The organism is Brachybacterium netajii (SeqCode), from assembly GCF_054114245.1.
In genome coordinates this window covers 20,833-39,740 of sequence record NZ_JBSYXB010000009.1, presented here as the reverse complement: position 1 = coordinate 39,740, position 18,908 = coordinate 20,833, and the positions used below count along the sequence as shown (strand labels likewise).

Below are 18,908 nucleotides of genomic sequence, written 5' to 3'. Positions count from 1 at the left end.
CATGCTCACGACATCCGACGGCATCTCGGCGCGTCCCGTGGAATCCGTCTTCGGGCCCGGGATCCTCGACCAGATCCAGGCGCGCGCCGAGACCGCCGCGCGCATCCTGCGCGGACAGGACGAGAAGGAGCGGGAGCAGGCCGACAGCGAGGAGCCCACCTCCCGCGGCGACCGCCCGCCCCGTCGGACGGTCCGGGCGCGCCGCCCGCTGGATCCCGCGGACTTCGCGGCGAACTCCCATGTCGACCCCGACTGCTACGAGGTGCTGATCGCGCAGGATCTCTTCGCGACCCATCATGGGGAGGCCCTCTCCTACGTCATGCGCCTGCGCCGGATGGCGCAGCTCTGGGACGAGGACTCCGTCGACGGCGACCTCAACGCGATCCTCCTGGCCGACGCCCGCCGCACCACGATCCCGCGCGCTTCGCGGATGATGCGCGACGCCTATCGCGCCGTCTGCCATCTGCATCGCGTGCTCGAGCGGATGGAGAAGGGCCATCTGCCGGTCGAGTGGTTCGAGATCCTGCTCCGCCGCACCCGCGGGCTCGAGGACGACGAGATCGCCATCGTCGACGAGTACGTCGCCGACTGGGACCTCGCGAACATCCCGATCACCCGGTTCCTGCGCGAGCTCTCGATCCTCCTCGCCTGGTTCCGCAAGCACTCCGACTCCTCGCCCTTCGAGAAGCGCTCGGTCGAGGTCGTCATCGACCCGTCCGACGACGGCACCGCCTGCCTCATGGTGACCGGGCCGATCCACGAGATCCTCAGCGTGTCCCGCCGCCTCGACGTGGCCGCGCGCGCCGTCCAGCGCCAGCAGCGCCACGCCGTCGTCGAGGGCGAGCCCATCCCCTTCGACCTCGACGGCGAGGCGGAGCGCAGCGGACGACGCCTGCCGCTGTCGAAGATCCGCTACGCGATCCTCACCGGCACAGTCCTCGAGACCCCCGGTGTGGAGGTCGACGGGAGCCGGTTCCGGATGGAGGTCGTCGTCCCGATGATGAGCATGCTCGGCCTGTCGGACGCTCCCGGTCTGATCGACGGCACCATCCCGATCCCCGCCTCCCTCGCCCGCGAGATCGCGGCCGACGAGCCCACCTGGTACCGGATCCTCACCGACCCCGCGACCGGCGAGTTCCTGCCGCTCCCGGCGGACCGCTACACGCCGACGAAGCAGATGGCCGAGTTCCTGCGCCTGCGCAATCCTCTCTGCGCGGTGCCCGGCTGCACCCGCAGCGTCGGCACCTTCGGCGAGATGGACCATATCGAGGAGTTCGATCATCGCCATCCTGAACGCGGAGGGCCGACGAGCATCGAGAACCTCCACCGGCTCTGCGGACACCACCACCAGCTGAAGACCTTCGGACTGATCGACATCGAACGGAACCCGGACGGCACCTCCACCTGGATCGTCGGCACTCACCGGATCGAGGATGTCGAGGACTCCTGCGACCTGCTCACCCCGGAGCTCGCCGCGGACCTGATGCGCTCCTGGGAGGATCTCGTCGAGCGCCGCTTCGACCGCGAGCTGCGGGCGATCCGTCATGCCTATCCGGACGCCGAGCCCTCGGACCTGCTGCGCCTCCTCGAGAAGCACGCCGACGACCCGCTCCCCGACCCGCCGGAACCGCGCCCGGAGCGGGAGCTCGCGCTCGCCGCCGGACCGCCCCCGTTCTAGACGAGGAGACCGGCCTGCTGGGCAGCAGGCCGATGGCAACGGATGGCCACCACCGCCCGCCCGGAGCGCAACAGGCGGCAACCGGCATCAGCACATTGCAGTCGATCCGTCCTGGTCACAGGCACTTCACCCCTGCGTCGACGGCGCACGTCACTGGCAACAGCACCTGCAACACTCGGCAATCCGGGCTTGTTGATTGAATCCCGGAGCAGACTCCTGCCACCTGGTCCTCAAGGATCGCAGCGGACCGGGTCCCTGGCACGACGAACGCCCTCCCCTCCCCCTGGGGATGCCGACGACGCGTGCCCGGCCTCAACGACGAGACAGGAGTGCGCACGATGAGCACCGCCGCAGCACCGGCCCCCGTGGCCGACGACCAGAAGGGCACGCGGCCCTTCGGGCTCCGCGACAAGATCGGGTACATGTTCGGGGACTTCGGGAACGACTTCACGTTCATCCTGCAGTCCACGTTCTTCCTGATCTTCTACACCAACGTGATGGGCATCCACCCCGCCCACGTCGGCACGCTGCTGTTCGGCGCGCGCATCCTCGACGCCTTCACCGACGTCGGCGCCGGCCGCCTCATCGACGTCCTGAAGCCGGGCCGTGCGGGCCGCTTCAAGCCCTGGATCCTCCGCGGCGCCGTCCCCGTCGCCGTCGCCGCGATCCTCATGTTCCTGCCGATCTTCCAGGACGCCGACTACGGCGCCCGCCTGGCCTGGATGATCATCACCTACGTGCTGTGGGGCTCGGTCACCTACACCGTCGTGAACATCCCCTACGGCTCGATGGCCTCGGTCATCTCCGGCAAGCCCGAGGACCGCGCCTCGCTGTCGGTCTTCCGCTCCCTCGGCGCGACCCTCGCGAACCTGTTCATCTCCGTGATCCTGCCGCTCGTGGTCTACATCAACGTCGACGGCGTCTCGCAGCTCTCCTCCACCCGCATGATGCTCGCGGCCATCGCCTGCGGCATCCTCGCGGTCGTCTGCTACGCCATGTGCTACGCGAACGTCATCGAGCGCGTCCAGACGCCGCCGAAGCCGAAGGGCGAGCGGATGGGCATCGGCACCATGCTCGGCACGCTCGTCTCCAACCGCGCCCTGACCGGCCTGATCGCCGCGGCGCTCGTCATGCTCGTCGGCATGATGCTGCAGATGGGCATGGTCTCGTACACCTTCAACGAGTACTTCAACAACGGCCGTCTGCTCTCCGCCGCGAACTTCGTGGGCCTCCTCCCGACCCTGCTGATGGTCCCCTTCGGCACGGCCCTCGCCAAGCGGTTCGGCAAGCGCGAGGTCGGCGTCGTCGGCATGGCCCTGGCCCTGGTGTCCGGCATCCTGCTGTTCGTCGTCCACACCGACAGCCCGTACGTGTTCATGGTCGGCTTCGCCTTCATGCAGCTGGGCCTCGCCGCGCTGAACGTCCTGATCTGGGCGTTCATCACCGATGTGATCGACTTCCAGGAGATCCGCACCGGCGAGCGCAACGACGCCACCGTCTACGCGACCTACTCGTGGGCCCGCAAGCTCGGCCAGGCTCTGGCCGGCGGCCTCTCCGGCTGGGCCCTCGGCTGGATCGGCTACGTCTCCGCGACCTCCGGCGAGAGCGTCGTGCAGACCCAGTCCGTGCTCGACGGCATCTACACGCTGACCACCCTGGTCCCCGCGCTCCTGCTCGGCCTCGCCGGCGTCATCCTCGTCACCTGGTACCCGCTCTCGAAGAAGCGGATCGACGAGAACGTCGCCACCCTCGAGAAGCGCCGCATCGCCGCCGGCATCCCGACCGGCACCGACGACTGATCCGACGACCGAGACGCCGATCGATTCCATCGTCCCGACCGACGCCCGACGGGGCGGAGCCGCAGCCGCGGTTCCGCCCCGTTGGGCATGTCAGGCGTCGGTGACGCGACCGGCCTCGACGTGCCAGCGGCGGTCCACGTGCACGGCGTCGAGCATCCGACGGTCGTGCGTGACGAGCAGCAGCGTGCCCTCGTAGCTCTCGAGGGCCTGCTCCAGCTGCTCGATCGCCGGGAGGTCCAGGTGGTTCGTCGGCTCGTCGAGGACGAGGACGTTCACGCCCCGGGCCTGGAGCAGCGCGAGCGCCGCACGGGTGCGCTCGCCCGGTGACAGCTCGGCGGCGGGCCGGCCGACGTGATCCGCCTTGAGGGCGAACTTCGCGAGCAGCGTGCGCACGTCGGCCGGCGGCAGCTCGGGGACGAGGTCCCCGAAGGCCTCCGCGAGCGGCCGGTCACCCACGAGCAGCGAACGGGCCTGGTCGATCTCGCCGATCGCGACGGAGGCGCCGAGCGAGGCGGAGCCCACGTCGGGCTCGATCCGCCCGAGCAGGAGCCGCAGCAGGGTCGACTTGCCGGCACCGTTGGGGCCCGTGATGCCGATCCGCTCTCCCCCGTCGACCTGGAGCGACACGGGGCCGAGGGTGAAGCCGCCCTGGCGGACCACCGCGCCGGAGAGGGTCGCGACGACGCTGCTGGAGCGGGGCGCGGCCCCGATCGTGAACTGCAGCTGCCACTCCTTGCGCGGCTCCTCGACCTCCTCGAGGCGGGCGATGCGGGACTCCATCTGCCGCACCTTCTGGGCCTGCTTCTCGCTGGACTCGCTCTGCGCGCGGCGCCGGATCCTGTCGTTGTCGGGGCTCTTCCGCATGGCGTTGCGGACCCCCTGGCTGGACCATTCGCGCTGGGTGCGGGCCCGGGCGACGAGGTCGGCCTTCTTCTCGGCGAACTCCTCGTACTGCTCGCGGGCATGGCGGCGCACGGTCGCCCGCTCCTCGAGGAAGGCGTCGTAGCCGCCGCCGTAGAGCCGATGGGAGCGCTGGACGAGGTCGAGCTCGAGCACCTCGGTGACGCAGCGGGAGAGGAACTCGCGATCATGGCTGATGACGACGGCGCCGCCCCGCAGCCCCTGCACGAACGCCTCGAGGCGCGCGAGGCCGTCGAGGTCGAGGTCGTTGGTGGGCTCGTCCAGCAGCACGATGTCGAAGCGGGACAGCAGCAGCGCGGCGAGGCCGACGCGCGCGGCCTGCCCACCGGACAGCGAGGTCATCGCCAGCGCGTCGACGTCGGTGCCGGGGATGTCGAGGCCGAGCTCGGCGAGGACCGCGGGGATGCGGTCCTCGAGATCGGCGGCGCCGCTCGCGAGCCAGTGCTCGAGCGCGGCGGCATAGGCGTCGGCGGCACCCGCGTCCGGTCCCGCGAGCGCCTCGGCGGCCGCGTCCATCGCGCGGGTCGCCGCCGCGCAGCCCGTGCGCCGGGCGATGTAGGCGCCGACGGACTCGCCGGCGACCCGCTCGTGCTCCTGCGGGAGGTGGCCGACGAACGCGTCCGACGGGCTGCGCGTGAGACTCCCCGACAACGGGGCGTCGGCCCCGGCGAGCAGTCGCAGCAGGGTCGACTTCCCGGCGCCGTTGGCGCCGACGATCCCGAGGACGTCACCGGGGCCGACGGTCAGGTCGATCCCCTCGAACAGGATCCGGTGGCCGTAGCCGCCGGCGAGGCCGTGGGCGACGAGAGTAGCGGTCATCGGAGAATCCTCCCACCGCCGGCGGTCGCCCGGGGCAGGGGTCAGGAGGTGCCGTAGGACGGGTAGAGGCCGTGACCGCCGTCGTAGGCGTAGGGGCCGCCGCCATTGAAGTACCAGATGCCGTCGGTCCAGCTGCCGACCGGGGTGCGGTACGTGCCGAGGTTGGTGCCGCCGGTCGTGGTCGCCGTGATGTCGACCTCCGAGCGCCAGTAGATGCGATTCGGGTTGCCGGGGTTGATGTAGACGCCGGGGTCGCCGATCCAGGGGAAGGGGATGCTGGCGTTGAGGGCGAACCAGATCGTCGCGCCGGGCGGAAGCGACACGTTCGTCAGGGTGAAGTACGCCGGGTCGTTGCGGAGGTAGACCGCGGTCCAGGCGTAGTTGCCGGTGTTCTGCGTGAAACTCGGCGCAGCCGCCCCGACCGTCCACGAGGACGCGCCGCCGATGCTGCCGCCGCCGGTGCCGCCGAGGTCCTGGGTGCTCCAGTTGCTGAACGCGTCGGCGTCGCCGCCCTGGCCCGCCTGGTTCCACATGCGGGGGAAGGTGAAGTCGATGCGCAGGGAGCCGGTGAACGATCCGTCGCCGGTGTTCGTGACCGAGAAGGCGCGACGGAAGTCGGTGTACGGCGAAACAGGAGAGGGGGTGGAACCGGGGATGAAGGAGCTGCCGGTCGAGTTGAGGCCTTCGGCACCGCCTAGGGCGTTGACGGAGAGGTCGGTCAGCGGGTCGATGGGCGGGCTGGCGGCGATGGCCGGCGCCGCGGTGGCGACGGCGAGCGTGGGGGCGGCCCACGCGGCGGCGGCGAGCACGCCGCGCCGGGGGACTCGGGACGCCTTCGGCGGCGTGTTCTCCTGACGGACTGCAGTTTCCACGGTGACCCTCTCCTCGGAAGATTTCAACACTATCTAACACCCGAGTTCCCGCAAGAACTTGCATTTCGTCCCGTTGGTCACTTGCGTGACTTGCATCACCCTCTAGGCGGCGGATCGCTCGTCAGCGTCCCACACCCCCGACCCGACAGGCCTTCGTCTTGCATATCACTGCAAGTACTGCAGCCGCCTATCCGGGCACCTCTGGGAGACTCGTCCCATGCCCCCTCTGCACGATATCCGCATCGCTCCGGGCCCCGGGGCGCCGCGCGGACTGGTCGTGCCCGGGGACGAGCTCGTCGAGCGCTTCTCGCACGCCTCGGGCCCCGGCGGACAGGGCGTCAACACCGCCGACTCGCGGGTCCAGCTTAGCCTCGACCTGGGGACGACATCGGCCCTCGACGAGGCGCAGCGCGCGCGGGCGCTCGCGGCGCTCGCCCCACGGCTCGCCGGGACCGTGCTGACGGTCGCCTCCGCCGAGCAGCGGGCGCAGCGGCGCAACCGGATCGCTGCGCGGGAACGGCTCGCTGAGATGCTGCGCGAGGCCGTCGCGCCGCCCGTGCCCCGTCGGCCGACGAAGCCCACCCGCGGATCACAGCGGCGCCGGCTCGCCGCCAAGAAGCAGCGCGGCGAGACCAAGCGGAACCGCCGGCGGCCGCCGCTCGACTGAAGCACTCGACGACCATGTCGATCGCACCGCCGGACTGGCTATGCTGACCTCGTGCTACGACGCCTGCTCTCTCGCGCGTTCTGGTCGCTGAGTCGCTGGCGCCTCGCCACCGAACCTCACCCCGGACGCCCCACCGTGCTCATCGGTGCGCCCCACACCTCCAACGGCGACTTCGCGCTCATGCTCGGGATCGCCTGGACGCTGGGCATCGACATCCGCTGGCTGGGGAAGCACACGCTGTTCACCGGCTGGCGCGGACCGATCATGCGGGCCCTCGGCGGGATCCCGGTGGACCGCTCGAATCCGAGCCGCGTCGTCGCCGACGCGGTCGCGCGGATCCAGGCGGGCAAGGTCTTCTCCCTCGTCGTCACGCCGGACGGCACCCGCAGCGGCAACACGCACTGGAAGTCGGGCTTCTACCGCATCGCCCGCGCGACCGGCATGCCCGTGACCCTCGGCTACGTCGACCGCACCACGATGACCACGGGCCTCGGACCGACGTTCGCGCTGACCGGCGACGTGAGCGCCGATATGGACCGGATCCGCGCCTTCTACGCCGACAAGGCCGGCATGAACCCCGAGCGCCGGGTCGAGCCGCGCCTGCGCGAAGAAGACGAGGACCGGGACGAGACGGAGACGAGCCGCTAGCGGCGCAGCGAGCAGTCGGCGGACAGGACGCAGGTGTCCGGGGCGCCGATCAGGCGATCGAGCTGGCGCAGCAGCGCGCGACGGTCGAGGTCGGTGATCAGCCGCAGGAAGAAGCCGCCGGCGAGGATGCCGCCGATGAGGTCGCTCGTCCAGTGCCATCCCAGCAGGAACGACACCGTCACCGAGTTCACGGCGAGGAGGGCGACGCCCGCGGTGAGCAGGCGGATCGTGCGATCGGCGACGCCCGAGTAGCGGGCGATGAGATAGGCGCCCATGCCGTAGATGAGGATCGACTCGGCCGCATGGCCCGAGGGGAAGCTGATGCCCTTCGAGCCCGCCGCGAGGAAGCCCGCGGCGAAGAAGTCGGGGTCGTGGCGGTAGCTGACGCCGCGCGCGGTGATCACCTTCAGTCCGCCGACGCCGAGATAGAACGCGGCCTCCGCGCACAGGGCCAGCACGATCGGTCGCCAGGAGCGCCGTCGTCGGGCGAGGACGATCGCGATCGCCGCGAGGACCGGCAGGCAGACCGCCTGGCCGGCGATCCGATCCAGGACGTTCTGCGCGAACCACACGAGGTCCGGGGCGAGACGACGCAGCCAGCGCTCGGCCAGCAGCACGTCGACCCGCTGGAAGGGGCCGGCCGCCACCAGGAACAGCGCCACGAAGGCGATCCCGAGGGCCCGGGCGGAGGTCAGACGGGCGATCCAGCCCTTGCTCGGGGCTTCGAGCCGCTCGCGTGCGAGGGTGGCATCGATCCCGGGAACAGGGGAGATCCGTGTGTCTGCAGCCATCGGCAGACCACTCTAGGGTCGGCTCCCAGGCGCATCCCAGCCCCGGAGGGATACGTCACGGACGGCACATCGTGTCGTAATACTCCTGTGACCAGCGGCGATGCCGCCCCCTGTTCACCGCCGCGTCACGCGACGGCCGTGAGCTCGTCAGCGTCCGACGCGTTGAGCGCCGCGGCGCGGGCGAGCCGACGATCCCCCTCATGGCGCCCGTGGACGCCGTGGTAGAGGATCGCGGCGAGCACGATCACGACGGCGAGCCCGCCGAACATCGCGCCGTAGCCGGCGACGGTGACGACCACGCCGAGCAGCACCGGGCCGAGACCGATCCCGAGATCCGCGAGCAGCAGCAGGGTCGAGATGCCGGTGCCGAGTTCGTGCTCGTCGACGGCGCTCACGGCGATCGCCTGCGCGGCCGGCATGAGCGTCCCGTAGCCGAGGCCCGTCAGGACGCCGGCGACGACCACCTGCCAGTCCTCCCCCGCGACCGCGAGCAGCACGAGGGCGGCAACGAACATCAGCAGGCCGAAGTAGACCACGAGGTTGTCGCCGCGGGCGTCCTGCGCGCGCCCCAGCACGAAGCGCATGCAGAACATCGAGATCGCGTAGGCGACGAAGAAGAAGCTCGCGCCGGCCACCAGGTCCCGCTCCTCCGAATAGGCGTTGAGGAAGGTGATCACGCCGGCATAGCTGAGGCCGACGAGCACCATGAACAGCCCGATCGGGACGACCCGCGGATGCAGGATGCTGCGCACCGCGAAGGCCGGGCGCGCCGCGGCGGCGGCGCCCGTCGGACGAGACGCGCGAGAGGCGTCCTCGCGGATGAACAGTCCCAGCAGGAGGCCGACGACGGCCGTCGCGAGAGCGGTCCAGAAGAGGATGGCGTAGGAGAAGGAGCCGACGATCGCCAGGCCCAGGGCCGGGCCGAGCGCCGCGGCGAGGGTCGTGCCGAGCGCGAGATAGCCGGTGCCCTCGGCACGCCGGGCCGCGGGGATCCCGCGCTGGACGATCGCCATGATCGCGGTGCTCGCGAAGGCGTAGCTGAAGCCGTGGACGATGCGCACGGCGATCAGCAGGGCCAGCGATCCCGCGGGCAGGTAGAGCGCGCACATGAGCGTCGCGACGACGAGCGCCACCACCATGACCCGGCGGCTGCCGAAGCGGTCGACCATGTAGCCGGAGAGGAGGCGCGCGACCGTCGCGCCGACGACGAAGGCGCTCGAGGCGAAGCCGCCGGCGGCGTCCGAGGCCGCGAACTCGCGGACCGCGTAGAGCGCCATCGTCGTGACGAGGAAGTAGAAGGTGAGGTACTGGAAGAAGTTCGCCCCCCAGGCGATCGCGAAGGTGGGGGTGATCAGGCGCGACGCCGGGGGCCCTCCCGTCGCCGTCGCCCCGCCCGTCGCCCCGTCCGTCGTGGGCGCGCTCTGCGCTGCCATCGGATCCCTGCCTCTCCCCGGCTCCCGCCGACCTCGATTTGTATGATGCAAACGTACGCCCGACCGTTTGCATCATGCAAACGTGCGGGTGGGTACGCTCTGTCACGTCGGCGGCGCCCCTGCGGTCGCCGACGGGCAGGATCGACCGCACAGAATCCACCGGGCAGGACCGACAGGACGGGAGAGGACCGGATGACCGACGTCAGCGCCTCCGAGGTGCTCGCCTACGAGCAGATGCTCCTGTCGCGCTACGCGATGCACAACACGATTTCCACCGTGCGCTCCCCCGAGATCGACCGCAGCGCCGCCGTGCTGCTCGCGCGGCTGGAGTCCTCGCCCCCGATGTCCGTCGCCGAGCTCTCCGAGGCCTTCAGCCTCGACGTCTCGACCGTCCACCGGCAGGTCGCCGCCGCGATCCGCGCCGGGCTCATCGAACGCATCCCCGACCCCGACGGCGGCACCGCCCGCAAGCACCGCCCCACCGAGGAGGGCCGACGACGGTTCGCCCGCGAGATCGCCGACCGCGCCGCCCTCTTCGAGCGCGTCACCGCGCACTGGACCGAGGAGGAGCTCGACGCCTTCGTCGGCGCCCTGCGCCGCTTCAACGAGGACCTCGAGGAGTACCGCGGGACCCCCTGGCCCCGGCCCGAGCGGTAGCCGGCGCATCCCCGCGCGCTCCGCGTTCCCCGTCGGCGTAGGATCCTTACATGCGTAAGATCCAGGATGGGGCCGGGCCGGACAGCCGCTCAGACGGGCGATCGGGCAACCGGTCCGGCAGCCGATCCACGCAGCGGCTGCGCGAGGCGACGCTGCGGCTCCTCGACGAGCGCGGCCCCGAGAGCGTGACGATCACCGAGATCGTCACCGAGGCCGGGGTCACCCGCCCCACCTTCTACGCCGCCTTCGGGGACCTCCCCACCGCCTTCGCCGACGCCGCCCTCAGCCGCCTCGAGGACGCCTTCGCGGGGATGACCCTCGCCTCCGACCTGCCCGAGGCCGAGCGCGCCGACGCGATGGCCGCGGCGTTCACGGCCATCCTGCACCGCCTCGACCAGCACGCCGCCTTCTTCGCCGCCGCCCTGCACGGGCCGGGCGGCGTCGAGGTCCACGAGCGCATCGTCGGCTTCCTCGCCGAGCGCGTGCGCGAGACCTCGCCCCTGGCCCCCGCGATCGAGGAGGGGCCGCTGCCGCTCGCGACGACCTCGACCGCGCTCGCCGCCGCCATCGTCTGGACGATCCGCGTCTGGCTCGACGACCCCGCGCGCTCCTCCGTCGAGGAGATCGCCGTCCTGCTGCGGGACCTCGTGCTGCACGCCGTCATCGGGGGCCTCGGCGGGCCTCAGGAAGGTCCTCAGCCGGCGGAGTCCTCCGGCGCCGAGGAGGCCTGATCCCGGGAGCGGATCACGCGGGCGGGGACGACGTCGCAGCGGAACGGAGGCTGCATGAGCCTCCGCTCACCGTTGCCGTCATCCCGTCGTCGGGTCCGCAGGATCGGACACATCTGCCGTGCCGCGGGCTCCTACGGTGAGAGGACGACGAGCCGTCGGGTCCGTCCCGAGCAGTGAGGACCGCATCATGACCACCGTGAGCACCTGCCTCTGGTTCGACGGCCGCATCGACGAGGCCGCCGCGTTCTACACCTCCCTCGTGCCCGGCTCCCGCATCGTCGGACGCGCGGTCTACGAGTCCGGCGGCGGCGCGCCCGACGGGCCCGACATGACCGGTCAGCCGCTCACCGTCGACATCGAGCTCGGCGGCATCCCGTACACCCTGCTCAACGGCGGTCCCGCGTTCCCGCTCTCCGAGGCCGCCTCGATCGTGCTCACCGTGCAGACGCAGGACGAGGTCGACGCGCTGTGGGACGCCCTCATCGCCGACGGCGGCGCCCCCTCGCAGTGCGGCTGGTGCCGCGACCGCTTCGGCCTGTCCTGGCAGGTCGTGCCGCAGCGGCTGAACGAGCTGCTGACCGGACCGCACGCCGAGGCCGTCACGCGGGAGCTGATGACCCAGACCAAGCTCGACATCGCGCGCCTCGAGGCCGCCGCGGCGTAGCCTCGGCGCACCGACCCCAGGAGGACGCATGCCCGCCCAGCCCGTCTCGTTCACCGACGTCTCCGCCGAGGGCCTCGAGTCCTCCCCCGTCGTCGACGCCCTCGCGGGACTGCGCGCCAACGAGGCGCGCTACTTCTCGACGAAGTACAAGCACATCTTCACCACGATGCCCGCGGCGGAGGCGCCCGCGACCCTCGCCTGGGTCGAGGAGATCCTCCGCTCCGAGCGCGAGATCGTGCCCACCTCCCCCGCGCTCGAGGTGAGCATCAGCGAGGTCGACGGGATCTTCTGGGTCCACGTCTTCTACGAGTCCGGGCTCGCGCTGAACGTGCTGTGGACCCGGGAGGACGGCGGCAAGCGCGCCGTCGGCTTCAAGCTCTCCGAGGGCATGGAGGTCCCGCCCGAGCTCTCCGCCTTCAAGTTCGCCCGTCAGCGCTCGAAGCTCGCCGGCGAGATCCGCGGCTCCTACTTCGTCATCAAGGGAGAGCACCCGCTGCCCGTCGGGCTCTGAGCGCCTGGCGGACGTGACCGGTCCCTCGGCTTCCTCCGGCTGACTGGTCAATCCGACAATCCGATCCTATGGTCGAGGCCGGTCGGCGGTCGGGGACGATGCTCCTCGTCCGCCGTGCCGGATCTCCCCACGGGCCTGCCGCGCCGCGGCCGGGCCCGTTCCCGTGCGTCGACCGAGAGGATCGTGATGGCCCAGGCCTCGCCCGCCCCTGCCGACCAGGAGGTCGGAGGTGATCGGTCTGGCCGCTCCCGGGTCAACTGGCCGGTCTTCCTCGGCACCTCGGTGATCATCGTCGGCTTCGTGCTGTTCGCCGCGATCTGGCCCGACGCGGCCGAGACGGCGATCTTCGGGTCGATGGGCTGGATCGCGACGAACTTCGGCTGGTACTACGTCGCGACCGCCACGCTCGTGGTCGTCTTCGTGCTGCTGGTCGCGTTCTCGCGCGTGGGCCGCACCCGTATGGGCCCGGACCACTCGGTGCCGAAGTACAACGTCTTCACCTGGGCGGCGATGCTCTTCGCCGCCGGCATCGGCGTGGACCTGATGTTCTTCGGGATCTCCGGACCGGCCACGAACCTGCTCACCCCGCCGGAGGGCGTCCCCAGGTCCGACGACGCCGCCCGGATGGCGACGATCTGGACGATCTTCCACTACGGCATCCCCGGCTGGGCGATGTACGCCCTGATGGGCATGGCCTTCGGCCTGTTCGCGTACCGCTACCACCTGCCGCTGTCAATCCGCTCCGCGCTCGCACCGATCTTCGGCCGGCGCATCCACGGCGCCGTCGGCCACGCCGCCGAGATCGGCGCGACGATCGGCACGATCTTCGGGATCTCCGTGTCCCTCGGCATCGGCGTCGTGTTCCTGAACTTCGGTCTCACCGCCCTGTTCGGGATCCCCTCCTCGATCGGGGTGCAGATCTCGCTGATGGGCCTCGCCGTGCTCATCACGATCATCTCGACCGTCTCCGGGGTGGACAAGGGCATCCGCCGCCTCTCCGAGCTCAACGTGCTCCTGGCGATCGTGCTGATGCTGTGGGTGCTGATCTCCGGGGAGACCCACCAGCTGCTCAACGCCCTCGTGCAGAACATCGGCGACTTCTTCTCCCGCTTCCCCGGGATGATGATGAACACCTTCGCCTACACCGACGGCGCCCCCGACTATCCCGCGGACCAGTGGATGGCGGACTGGACCCTGTTCTTCTGGGCCTGGTGGATCGCATGGGCGCCCTTCGTCAGCCTGTTCCTGGCGCGGATCTCCCGCGGACGCACGCTGCGCGAGTTCGTCGTCGGCGTGCTGCTGATCCCCTTCTCGTTCATCCTGCTGTGGGTATCGATCTTCGGGAACGCGGCGCTGAGCTTCGCGGGCGACAGCGACTTCATCGAGCTCGCCGCGAACCAGCCGGAGTCCGGCTTCTTCAACCTGCTCGAGCAGTACCCGGGCGCGGTGTTCACCGTGTCCCTCGCCCTGGTGACGGGACTGTTCTTCTACGTCACCTCCGCGGACTCCGGCTCGCTGGTGATGGCGAACATGACCTCGAAGGCGCAGACCACCGACTCCGACGGCCCACCCTGGCTGCGCATCGTGTGGGCCGTGATCACCGGCGCCCTCACCCTGGTGATGCTGTTCATCGACGGCGTCTACACGCTCCAGGCGGCGACCGTGATCGTCGGCCTGCCGCTGTCGGTCCTCGTGTACCTGGTGATGTTCAGCCTGTGGAAGGTGCTGCGCACCGAGCAGATGGACGCCGACGCCCGCATGGCGGCGCTGCCCGGCGTGCTCACCAGCCGGGTCCGCAGCGGCGAGCCGCAGGACCGCCTCCCCTGGAAGCAGCGGCTCCAGCGCCGCATGTCCTACGCCGACGAGGCGAAGGCCCGCCGCTTCGTCGAGACCGTCGCCGCCCCCGCCGTCGAGGAGGTCGCCGGCGAGCTGCGCCGCCTCGGGGCCGACGTCGCCTGCCATCGTGGCGAGCACCCCGACAGCGGCGTGCCCTATGTCGACCTCGTGGTCTCCTTCCCGGAGGCGGAGGACTTCAAGTACCAGGCCTACCCGGTCGCCTACGCGGTGCCGAGCTTCGCCGCGAATCTCTCGACCGTGCGCGACGTCTACTACCGCATCGAGATCTTCTCGCGGACCGGATCGCGCGGCCGCGACATCATGGATTGCACGAAGGAGCAGGTCATCAGCGATGTCCTGGACTCCTACGACGCTCACATCATGTACTTGACGATGAGCGACGACATCGGCACCGCGACCGGCACCATCCCGGTCACGGCGCCCGACACGTGGGACGACGCCGACCACGTCGACCCTGAGACGACAGAGACGACCGCGACGACCGCGACGAAGGAGCATCATGACTGAGACCCCTGCGACCCTGTTCATCGACGGCGCGTGGACGGCGTCCTCCACCGGCGAGACCCGCACGATCCTCTGCCCCGCCGACGGCACCGCGGTGGGCACCGTCTCCGAGGCGAGCACCGAGGACGTCGAGCGCGCGATCCTCGCCGCGCGCGCCGCCTTCGAGCGACGCGAATGGGCCGACACCCCGGCCGCGAAGCGCGGCGACTTCCTGCTGCGGGTCGCGGACCGGCTCGCCGAGCGCAAGGACGAGTTCGCCCGCGCCGAGGCCCTCGACACCGGCAAGCGCCTCGTCGAGGCCGAGGGCGATATGGACGACATCGCCGCCTGCTTCCGCTACTTCGGGAAGATCGCGGACCAGGACCCGGGCCGGCTCGTCGACGCGGGCGACCCGTCCGTCATCTCCCGCGTGGTGCGCGAGCCGATCGGCGTGTGCGGCATGATCACGCCCTGGAACTTCCCGCTGCTGCAGGCCTCGTGGAAGATCGCCCCGGCGCTCGCGGCGGGCAACGCCTTCGTCATCAAGCCGGCGGAGCTCACCCCGCACACCACGATCCTCATGATGCAGGTGCTCGAGGACCTGGGTCTCCCCCGCGGCGTCGCGAACCTCGTCCTCGGCGACGGCGCGACCGTCGGCGCCCCGCTGTCGAGCCATCCCGAGATCGACCTGGTGTCCTTCACCGGCGGTCTCGTGACCGGGCGCCGGATCGCCGAGTCCGCCGCGAGCGGCATCACGAAGGTCGCCCTCGAGCTCGGCGGGAAGAACCCCAACATCGTCTTCGCCGACGCCGACTACGAGGCCGCGCTCGACAACGCCCTGAACGCGGGCTTCCTCGACTCGGGCCTGGTGTGCTCCGCGGGGACGCGGCTGATCGTGCACGAGTCGATCGCCGAGCGCTTCGTCGACGACCTCGTCACCCGCGCCGAGGGCATCGTCATGGGCGGCCCCTTCGACGAGAAGGCCGAGACCGGTCCGCTGATCTCCGCGGCGCACCGCGACAAGGTCACCGACTACGTGAGGCGCGGCATCGAGGCCGGGGCGCGACTGCGCACCGGCGGGCACTGGGGCGGCCCCGAGCACGAGCAGGGCTTCTTCTATGCGCCGACGGTGCTGGACCGCTGCACCGCCGAGAACCCGGCCGTGATCGAGGAGGGCTTCGGTCCGGTCATCACGGTGGAGACCTTCGCGACCGAGGAGGAGGCGATCGCGATCGGCAACGACACCGAGTACGGCCTCGCCGGCGCCGTGTGGACCTCCGACGCGGGCACCGCGAACCGGGTCTCGCGCCGGCTGCGCCACGGCACGATCTGGATCAACGACTACCACCCCTACCTGCCGCAGGCGGAGTGGGGCGGCTTCAAGAAGTCCGGCGTCGGCCGCGAGCTCGGCCCCACGGGTCTCGAGGAGTACACCGAGACCAAGCACATCTACGAGAACACCGAGCCCGCCGTCTCCGGCTGGTTCCCCCGCAAGTGATCGATCCGGTCGAGCCGCCCCGACCCGACCCGACCCGAGAGGACGCAGCACCCATGACCGTGCACACCCCCGGCCCTGACACCCCCGCCTCCGAGAATCCCGTCTCCGAGAACCCGATCGCCGAGTTCGACTACCTGATCGTCGGCGGAGGCTCCGCCGGCGCGGCCCTCGCCGCCCGCCTGAGCGAGGACCCGAGCATCGAGGTCGCCCTCCTCGAGGCCGGCCCCTCCGACCTCGAGCACCAGGAGGTGCTGGAGCTCAAGCGCTGGCCCGAGCTGCTGGAGTCCGGCCTCGACTGGGACTACCCGATCGAGCCGCAGGAGAACGGCAACTCCTTCATGCGCCATGCCCGCGCGAAGGTGCTCGGCGGCTGCTCCTCGCACAACTCCTGCATCGCCTTCCACCCGCCGGCCGAGGACATGGACCTGTGGGAGCAGCTCGGCGCCGAGGGCTGGAACGCCGCGACGATCCTGCCGCTCATCGCCCGCCTGGAGACGAACAGGGACCGCACCGGCGAGGGCCACGGCACCGACGGGCCCGTGCACCTGATGGACGTCCCGCCGGAGGACCCCGTCGGCGTCGCCCTCCTCGACGCCTGCGAGCAGGCGGGCATCCCGCGGGCCCGCTTCAACGACTTCGAGACCGTCGTCGACGGCGCGAACTGGTTCCAGGTGAACCGTCAGCCCGACGGCACCCGCGCCTCCTCCTCCGTCTCCTACCTCCACCCGAACCTCGAGCGGGAGAACCTGCACGTCCTCACGAGCCTGCAGGTCATGCGGGTGCTCTTCGACGGCGAGCAGCGCGCGACGGGCGTGGAGTACATCGACAACGCCTTCGACCGCTCCTCGATCATGCACGCGCGCCGCGAGGTGATCCTCTCGGCCGGGGCGATCGACTCCCCGAAGCTGCTGATGCTCTCGGGCATCGGCCCCGCCGACCACCTGCGCGAGGTCGGCATCGAGGTGCGGGTCGACTCCCCCGGCGTCGGCTCGAACCTGCAGGACCACCCCGAGGCGGTCATCTCCTGGGAGTCCACGCAGAAGATGACCCGCGAGTCCACCCAGTGGTGGGAGATCGGGATCTTCGCCGCCACCGAGGAGGGCCTGGACCTGCCCGACCTGATGATGCACTACGGCTCGGTCCCCTTCGACATGCACACCCGCCGCCATGGCTACCCGACCTCCCCGGAGTCCTTCGCCCTGACCCCGAACGTCACCCACGCCCGCTCCCGCGGCACCGTGCGGCTGCGCTCGATCGACTACCGCGACAAGCCGAAGGTCGACCCGCGCTACTTCACCGACGAGGAGGGCCACGACATGCGCGTCGCCGTCGCCGGGATCCGCAGGGCCCGGGAGATCGTCGCTCAGCCCGGGATGGACGCCTTCCGCGGCCGCGAGCTGTTCCCGGGCGAGGACGTGCAGACCGACGAGGAGATCGCCGACTACGTCTCCAAGACCCACAACACCGTCTACCACCCCGCGGGCACGGTGCGCATGGGCGCGGCCGACGACGACATGTCGCCGCTGGACCCGCAGCTGCGGGTCAAGGGCGTCACCGGCCTGCGCGTCGTGGACGGCTCGGTCATGCCGCAGCTCGTCGCGGTGAACCCGAACATCACCACGATGCTGATCGGCGAGCGCGCCGCCGACCTCATCCGGGGCGCGCAGGACTGAGTCCCGCGCACTCGTCCGACGGCTGACGACCGACGCCCGACGCCCGGCACCCGTTCATGGGTGCCGGGCGCCGGCGTGCCCGGCCGGGGCGGGGCGAGGTCCTCGTGTTCCTGGCTCTGATGATCGTCCTGCAGCTCGCGGGCTCGCTGCTGTTCCCGGATCGATGGACGGGAGCGCAGGGAGTGCTGCAGGCCGTCGGCGCATCGCTGATCGCCGCCGCCGTGTACTACGGGGTGATCCGCGTGCTGGTCGGTGCCTCCGAGGACCGCTCCTGGAGGAGCTGATCGACGCGATCCTCGAGCGCTCCCTCGCCCTGCAGGCGCAGGACCGGGGCATGGCGCAGATCTTCGCCCGCCGTCACGGGCGCCCGGCGGCGTACGACGAGGCCCGGGACCGGGTGGCGCCGCTGGCGAACCGGGTCGCGGAACGGGCGCTGGAGGCGGGCTCCGGGCCGACGGCCACGCTTCCGCGCTGCCCGTCCCGCCCCTGACCACCGAGCAGACGCACACGCTCCTGCGGCCCCTGTGGAGCGACGTCGGCCCCGGACGGAAGGACGCGCGATGACCGCCGCGGCACCGTCGGAGGATCAGCCGTCGGCGTAGATCTCCTTCGCACAGCGGAACGCGGCCCAGGCCTTGGGCCAGCCCGCGTAGAAGGCCGCGTGGGTGAGGACCTCGGCCATCTCCTCGGCGGTGACGCCGTTGCCCTTCGCCCGCTCGATGTGGTGCTGCAGCGAGCTGTCGAGCACGCCCGGGGATGAACCGTACCGGCGCCAGCCGGGCGCAGGCATCCGAGACGACGTCCTGCCGGCCCGCCGACGGGAGGCGCGGTGCGCGGGGCGACCTGCGCGATGGGCCGCTCAGGCGGCGGGCTCCGCGGCGGGCTTCATCCAGAACGGCGAGTAGTGGTAGCCGTCGGGGTCGTCGAACTGGCGCTGATACATGAACGGATAGTCGTCGGTGTCGCCGACGCTCGCGTACGCCTCACGGCCGCTGAGCATGACGAGCTGGCCGTCGGCGATCTCGAAGCAGGCGACCTCCGGGCCGGAGAACTCGGGGCGCGGGGTCCAGCCGAGGGCTGTGTAGAAGGCGATCGACCGCTCGACGCTGTCGACGGGGCAGGTGATGAAGAGGCTCATGGCGCCCCATGCTTCTCCTGCCCTCGGTCAGGGTCAACGCTCCGCCTGACAGGAGCCGGGCGGGCGGG

The 18,908-nt window shown here is 71.0% G+C and carries 19 protein-coding genes; 13 read left to right on the top strand and 6 right to left on the bottom strand.

Translation table 11 applies throughout. The features are described from left to right. Position 1 precedes the first annotated feature (1 nt). Both ACXET9_RS14125 and ACXET9_RS14120 read left to right on the top strand, forming a co-directional pair. Complete coding sequence (locus ACXET9_RS14125) at positions 2-1,678, top strand: HNH endonuclease signature motif containing protein (RefSeq protein WP_457887323.1); 1,677 nt, start codon at positions 2-4, stop codon at positions 1,676-1,678. 338 nt (positions 1,679-2,016) lie between these two features. Beyond that, the gene (locus ACXET9_RS14120) at positions 2,017-3,477 is read left to right on the top strand and encodes an MFS transporter (RefSeq protein WP_457887322.1); all 1,461 of its coding nucleotides are present in this window, start codon (positions 2,017-2,019) and stop codon (positions 3,475-3,477) included. 90 nt (positions 3,478-3,567) lie between these two features. Here ACXET9_RS14120 and ACXET9_RS14115 read toward each other — a convergent pair whose 3' ends face one another. After that, the gene (locus ACXET9_RS14115; RefSeq protein ID WP_457887321.1) at positions 3,568-5,217 is read right to left on the bottom strand and encodes an ABC-F family ATP-binding cassette domain-containing protein; all 1,650 of its coding nucleotides are present in this window, start codon (positions 5,215-5,217) and stop codon (positions 3,568-3,570) included. Between the two features lie 41 nt (positions 5,218-5,258). Further along, positions 5,259-6,089 carry a hypothetical protein gene (locus ACXET9_RS14110; protein ID WP_457887320.1) on the bottom strand — a complete coding sequence of 277 codons (831 nt, stop codon included), beginning with the start codon at positions 6,087-6,089 and terminating at the stop codon, positions 5,259-5,261. 217 nt (positions 6,090-6,306) lie between these two features. Between ACXET9_RS14110 and arfB the strand changes: the two genes are divergently transcribed. Next, positions 6,307-6,756 (top strand): alternative ribosome rescue aminoacyl-tRNA hydrolase ArfB, encoded by a 450-nt coding sequence (arfB, locus tag ACXET9_RS14105; RefSeq protein WP_457887319.1) that lies wholly within the window; start codon positions 6,307-6,309, stop codon positions 6,754-6,756. Between the two features lie 51 nt (positions 6,757-6,807). Then, positions 6,808-7,404 carry a 1-acyl-sn-glycerol-3-phosphate acyltransferase gene (locus ACXET9_RS14100; protein WP_457887318.1) on the top strand — a complete coding sequence of 199 codons (597 nt, stop codon included), beginning with the start codon at positions 6,808-6,810 and terminating at the stop codon, positions 7,402-7,404. On the opposite strand, the gene ACXET9_RS14095 is transcribed toward ACXET9_RS14100, so the two are convergent. Both ACXET9_RS14095 and ACXET9_RS14090 read right to left on the bottom strand, forming a co-directional pair. Continuing rightward, positions 7,401-8,195 carry a phosphatase PAP2 family protein gene (locus ACXET9_RS14095; protein ID WP_457887317.1) on the bottom strand — a complete coding sequence of 265 codons (795 nt, stop codon included), beginning with the start codon at positions 8,193-8,195 and terminating at the stop codon, positions 7,401-7,403. The two genes, ACXET9_RS14100 and ACXET9_RS14095, sit on opposite strands and share 4 nt — an antisense overlap. 125 nt (positions 8,196-8,320) lie before the next feature. Then, positions 8,321-9,628 (bottom strand): MFS transporter, encoded by a 1,308-nt coding sequence (locus ACXET9_RS14090; RefSeq protein WP_457887316.1) that lies wholly within the window; start codon positions 9,626-9,628, stop codon positions 8,321-8,323. Positions 9,629-9,820: 192 nt separating this feature from the next. On the opposite strand from ACXET9_RS14090, the gene ACXET9_RS14085 reads away from it, so the two are divergent. From ACXET9_RS14085 to ACXET9_RS14045, 9 genes are all read left to right on the top strand, one after another. Next, on the top strand, positions 9,821-10,285 hold the full coding sequence (locus ACXET9_RS14085; protein WP_457887315.1) for a MarR family winged helix-turn-helix transcriptional regulator: 465 nt from the start codon (positions 9,821-9,823) through the stop codon (positions 10,283-10,285). 50 nt (positions 10,286-10,335) lie between these two features. After that, positions 10,336-11,016 carry a TetR/AcrR family transcriptional regulator gene (locus ACXET9_RS14080; protein ID WP_457887314.1) on the top strand — a complete coding sequence of 227 codons (681 nt, stop codon included), beginning with the start codon at positions 10,336-10,338 and terminating at the stop codon, positions 11,014-11,016. Positions 11,017-11,203: 187 nt separating this feature from the next. Beyond that, positions 11,204-11,680 carry a VOC family protein gene (locus ACXET9_RS14075; RefSeq protein WP_457887313.1) on the top strand — a complete coding sequence of 159 codons (477 nt, stop codon included), beginning with the start codon at positions 11,204-11,206 and terminating at the stop codon, positions 11,678-11,680. 28 nt (positions 11,681-11,708) lie between these two features. After that, positions 11,709-12,191 (top strand): phage tail protein, encoded by a 483-nt coding sequence (locus ACXET9_RS14070; RefSeq protein ID WP_457887312.1) that lies wholly within the window; start codon positions 11,709-11,711, stop codon positions 12,189-12,191. A 186-nt stretch (positions 12,192-12,377) separates the two neighbouring features. Then, positions 12,378-14,555, top strand: a complete 2,178-nt coding sequence (gene betT / locus ACXET9_RS14065) for a choline BCCT transporter BetT (protein WP_457887311.1) — start codon at positions 12,378-12,380, stop codon at positions 14,553-14,555. Beyond that, positions 14,548-16,029 carry an aldehyde dehydrogenase family protein gene (locus ACXET9_RS14060; protein WP_457887309.1) on the top strand — a complete coding sequence of 494 codons (1,482 nt, stop codon included), beginning with the start codon at positions 14,548-14,550 and terminating at the stop codon, positions 16,027-16,029. The genes betT and ACXET9_RS14060 overlap by 8 nt, the downstream gene beginning before the upstream one ends. A 53-nt stretch (positions 16,030-16,082) precedes the next feature. After that, positions 16,083-17,702 (top strand): GMC family oxidoreductase, encoded by a 1,620-nt coding sequence (locus tag ACXET9_RS14055; protein WP_457887308.1) that lies wholly within the window; start codon positions 16,083-16,085, stop codon positions 17,700-17,702. Between the two features lie 104 nt (positions 17,703-17,806). After that, on the top strand, positions 17,807-17,986 hold the full coding sequence (locus ACXET9_RS14050) for a hypothetical protein (RefSeq protein ID WP_457887307.1): 180 nt from the start codon (positions 17,807-17,809) through the stop codon (positions 17,984-17,986). 50 nt (positions 17,987-18,036) lie between these two features. Then, complete coding sequence (locus ACXET9_RS14045) at positions 18,037-18,192, top strand: hypothetical protein (RefSeq protein WP_457887306.1); 156 nt, start codon at positions 18,037-18,039, stop codon at positions 18,190-18,192. Positions 18,193-18,288: 96 nt separating this feature from the next. Here ACXET9_RS14045 and ACXET9_RS14040 read toward each other — a convergent pair whose 3' ends face one another. Further along, positions 18,289-18,450, bottom strand: a complete 162-nt coding sequence (locus ACXET9_RS14040; RefSeq protein ID WP_457887305.1) for a carboxymuconolactone decarboxylase family protein — start codon at positions 18,448-18,450, stop codon at positions 18,289-18,291. Positions 18,451-18,561: 111 nt separating this feature from the next. Continuing rightward, on the bottom strand, positions 18,562-18,840 hold the full coding sequence (locus ACXET9_RS14035) for a VOC family protein (RefSeq protein WP_457887304.1): 279 nt from the start codon (positions 18,838-18,840) through the stop codon (positions 18,562-18,564). Positions 18,841-18,908 lie beyond the last annotated feature (68 nt).

What these genes read in the sequence shown, in the direction of transcription:
- ACXET9_RS14125 (WP_457887323.1), top strand. Translation starts at nt 2, where the DNA reads ATGCTCACGACATCCGACGGCATCTCGGCGCGTCCCGTGGAATCCGTC.
- ACXET9_RS14120 (WP_457887322.1), top strand. Translation starts at nt 2,017, where the DNA reads ATGAGCACCGCCGCAGCACCGGCCCCCGTGGCCGACGACCAGAAGGGC.
- ACXET9_RS14115 (WP_457887321.1), bottom strand. Translation starts at nt 5,217, where the DNA reads ATGACCGCTACTCTCGTCGCCCACGGCCTCGCCGGCGGCTACGGCCAC.
- arfB (WP_457887319.1), top strand. Translation starts at nt 6,307, where the DNA reads ATGCCCCCTCTGCACGATATCCGCATCGCTCCGGGCCCCGGGGCGCCG.
- ACXET9_RS14095 (WP_457887317.1), bottom strand. Translation starts at nt 8,195, where the DNA reads ATGGCTGCAGACACACGGATCTCCCCTGTTCCCGGGATCGATGCCACC.
- ACXET9_RS14090 (WP_457887316.1), bottom strand. Translation starts at nt 9,628, where the DNA reads ATGGCAGCGCAGAGCGCGCCCACGACGGACGGGGCGACGGGCGGGGCG.
- ACXET9_RS14085 (WP_457887315.1), top strand. Translation starts at nt 9,821, where the DNA reads ATGACCGACGTCAGCGCCTCCGAGGTGCTCGCCTACGAGCAGATGCTC.
- ACXET9_RS14080 (WP_457887314.1), top strand. Translation starts at nt 10,336, where the DNA reads ATGCGTAAGATCCAGGATGGGGCCGGGCCGGACAGCCGCTCAGACGGG.
- ACXET9_RS14075 (WP_457887313.1), top strand. Translation starts at nt 11,204, where the DNA reads ATGACCACCGTGAGCACCTGCCTCTGGTTCGACGGCCGCATCGACGAG.
- ACXET9_RS14070 (WP_457887312.1), top strand. Translation starts at nt 11,709, where the DNA reads ATGCCCGCCCAGCCCGTCTCGTTCACCGACGTCTCCGCCGAGGGCCTC.
- betT (WP_457887311.1), top strand. Translation starts at nt 12,378, where the DNA reads ATGGCCCAGGCCTCGCCCGCCCCTGCCGACCAGGAGGTCGGAGGTGAT.
- ACXET9_RS14060 (WP_457887309.1), top strand. Translation starts at nt 14,548, where the DNA reads ATGACTGAGACCCCTGCGACCCTGTTCATCGACGGCGCGTGGACGGCG.
- ACXET9_RS14055 (WP_457887308.1), top strand. Translation starts at nt 16,083, where the DNA reads ATGACCGTGCACACCCCCGGCCCTGACACCCCCGCCTCCGAGAATCCC.
- ACXET9_RS14045 (WP_457887306.1), top strand. Translation starts at nt 18,037, where the DNA reads ATGGCGCAGATCTTCGCCCGCCGTCACGGGCGCCCGGCGGCGTACGAC.
- ACXET9_RS14035 (WP_457887304.1), bottom strand. Translation starts at nt 18,840, where the DNA reads ATGAGCCTCTTCATCACCTGCCCCGTCGACAGCGTCGAGCGGTCGATC.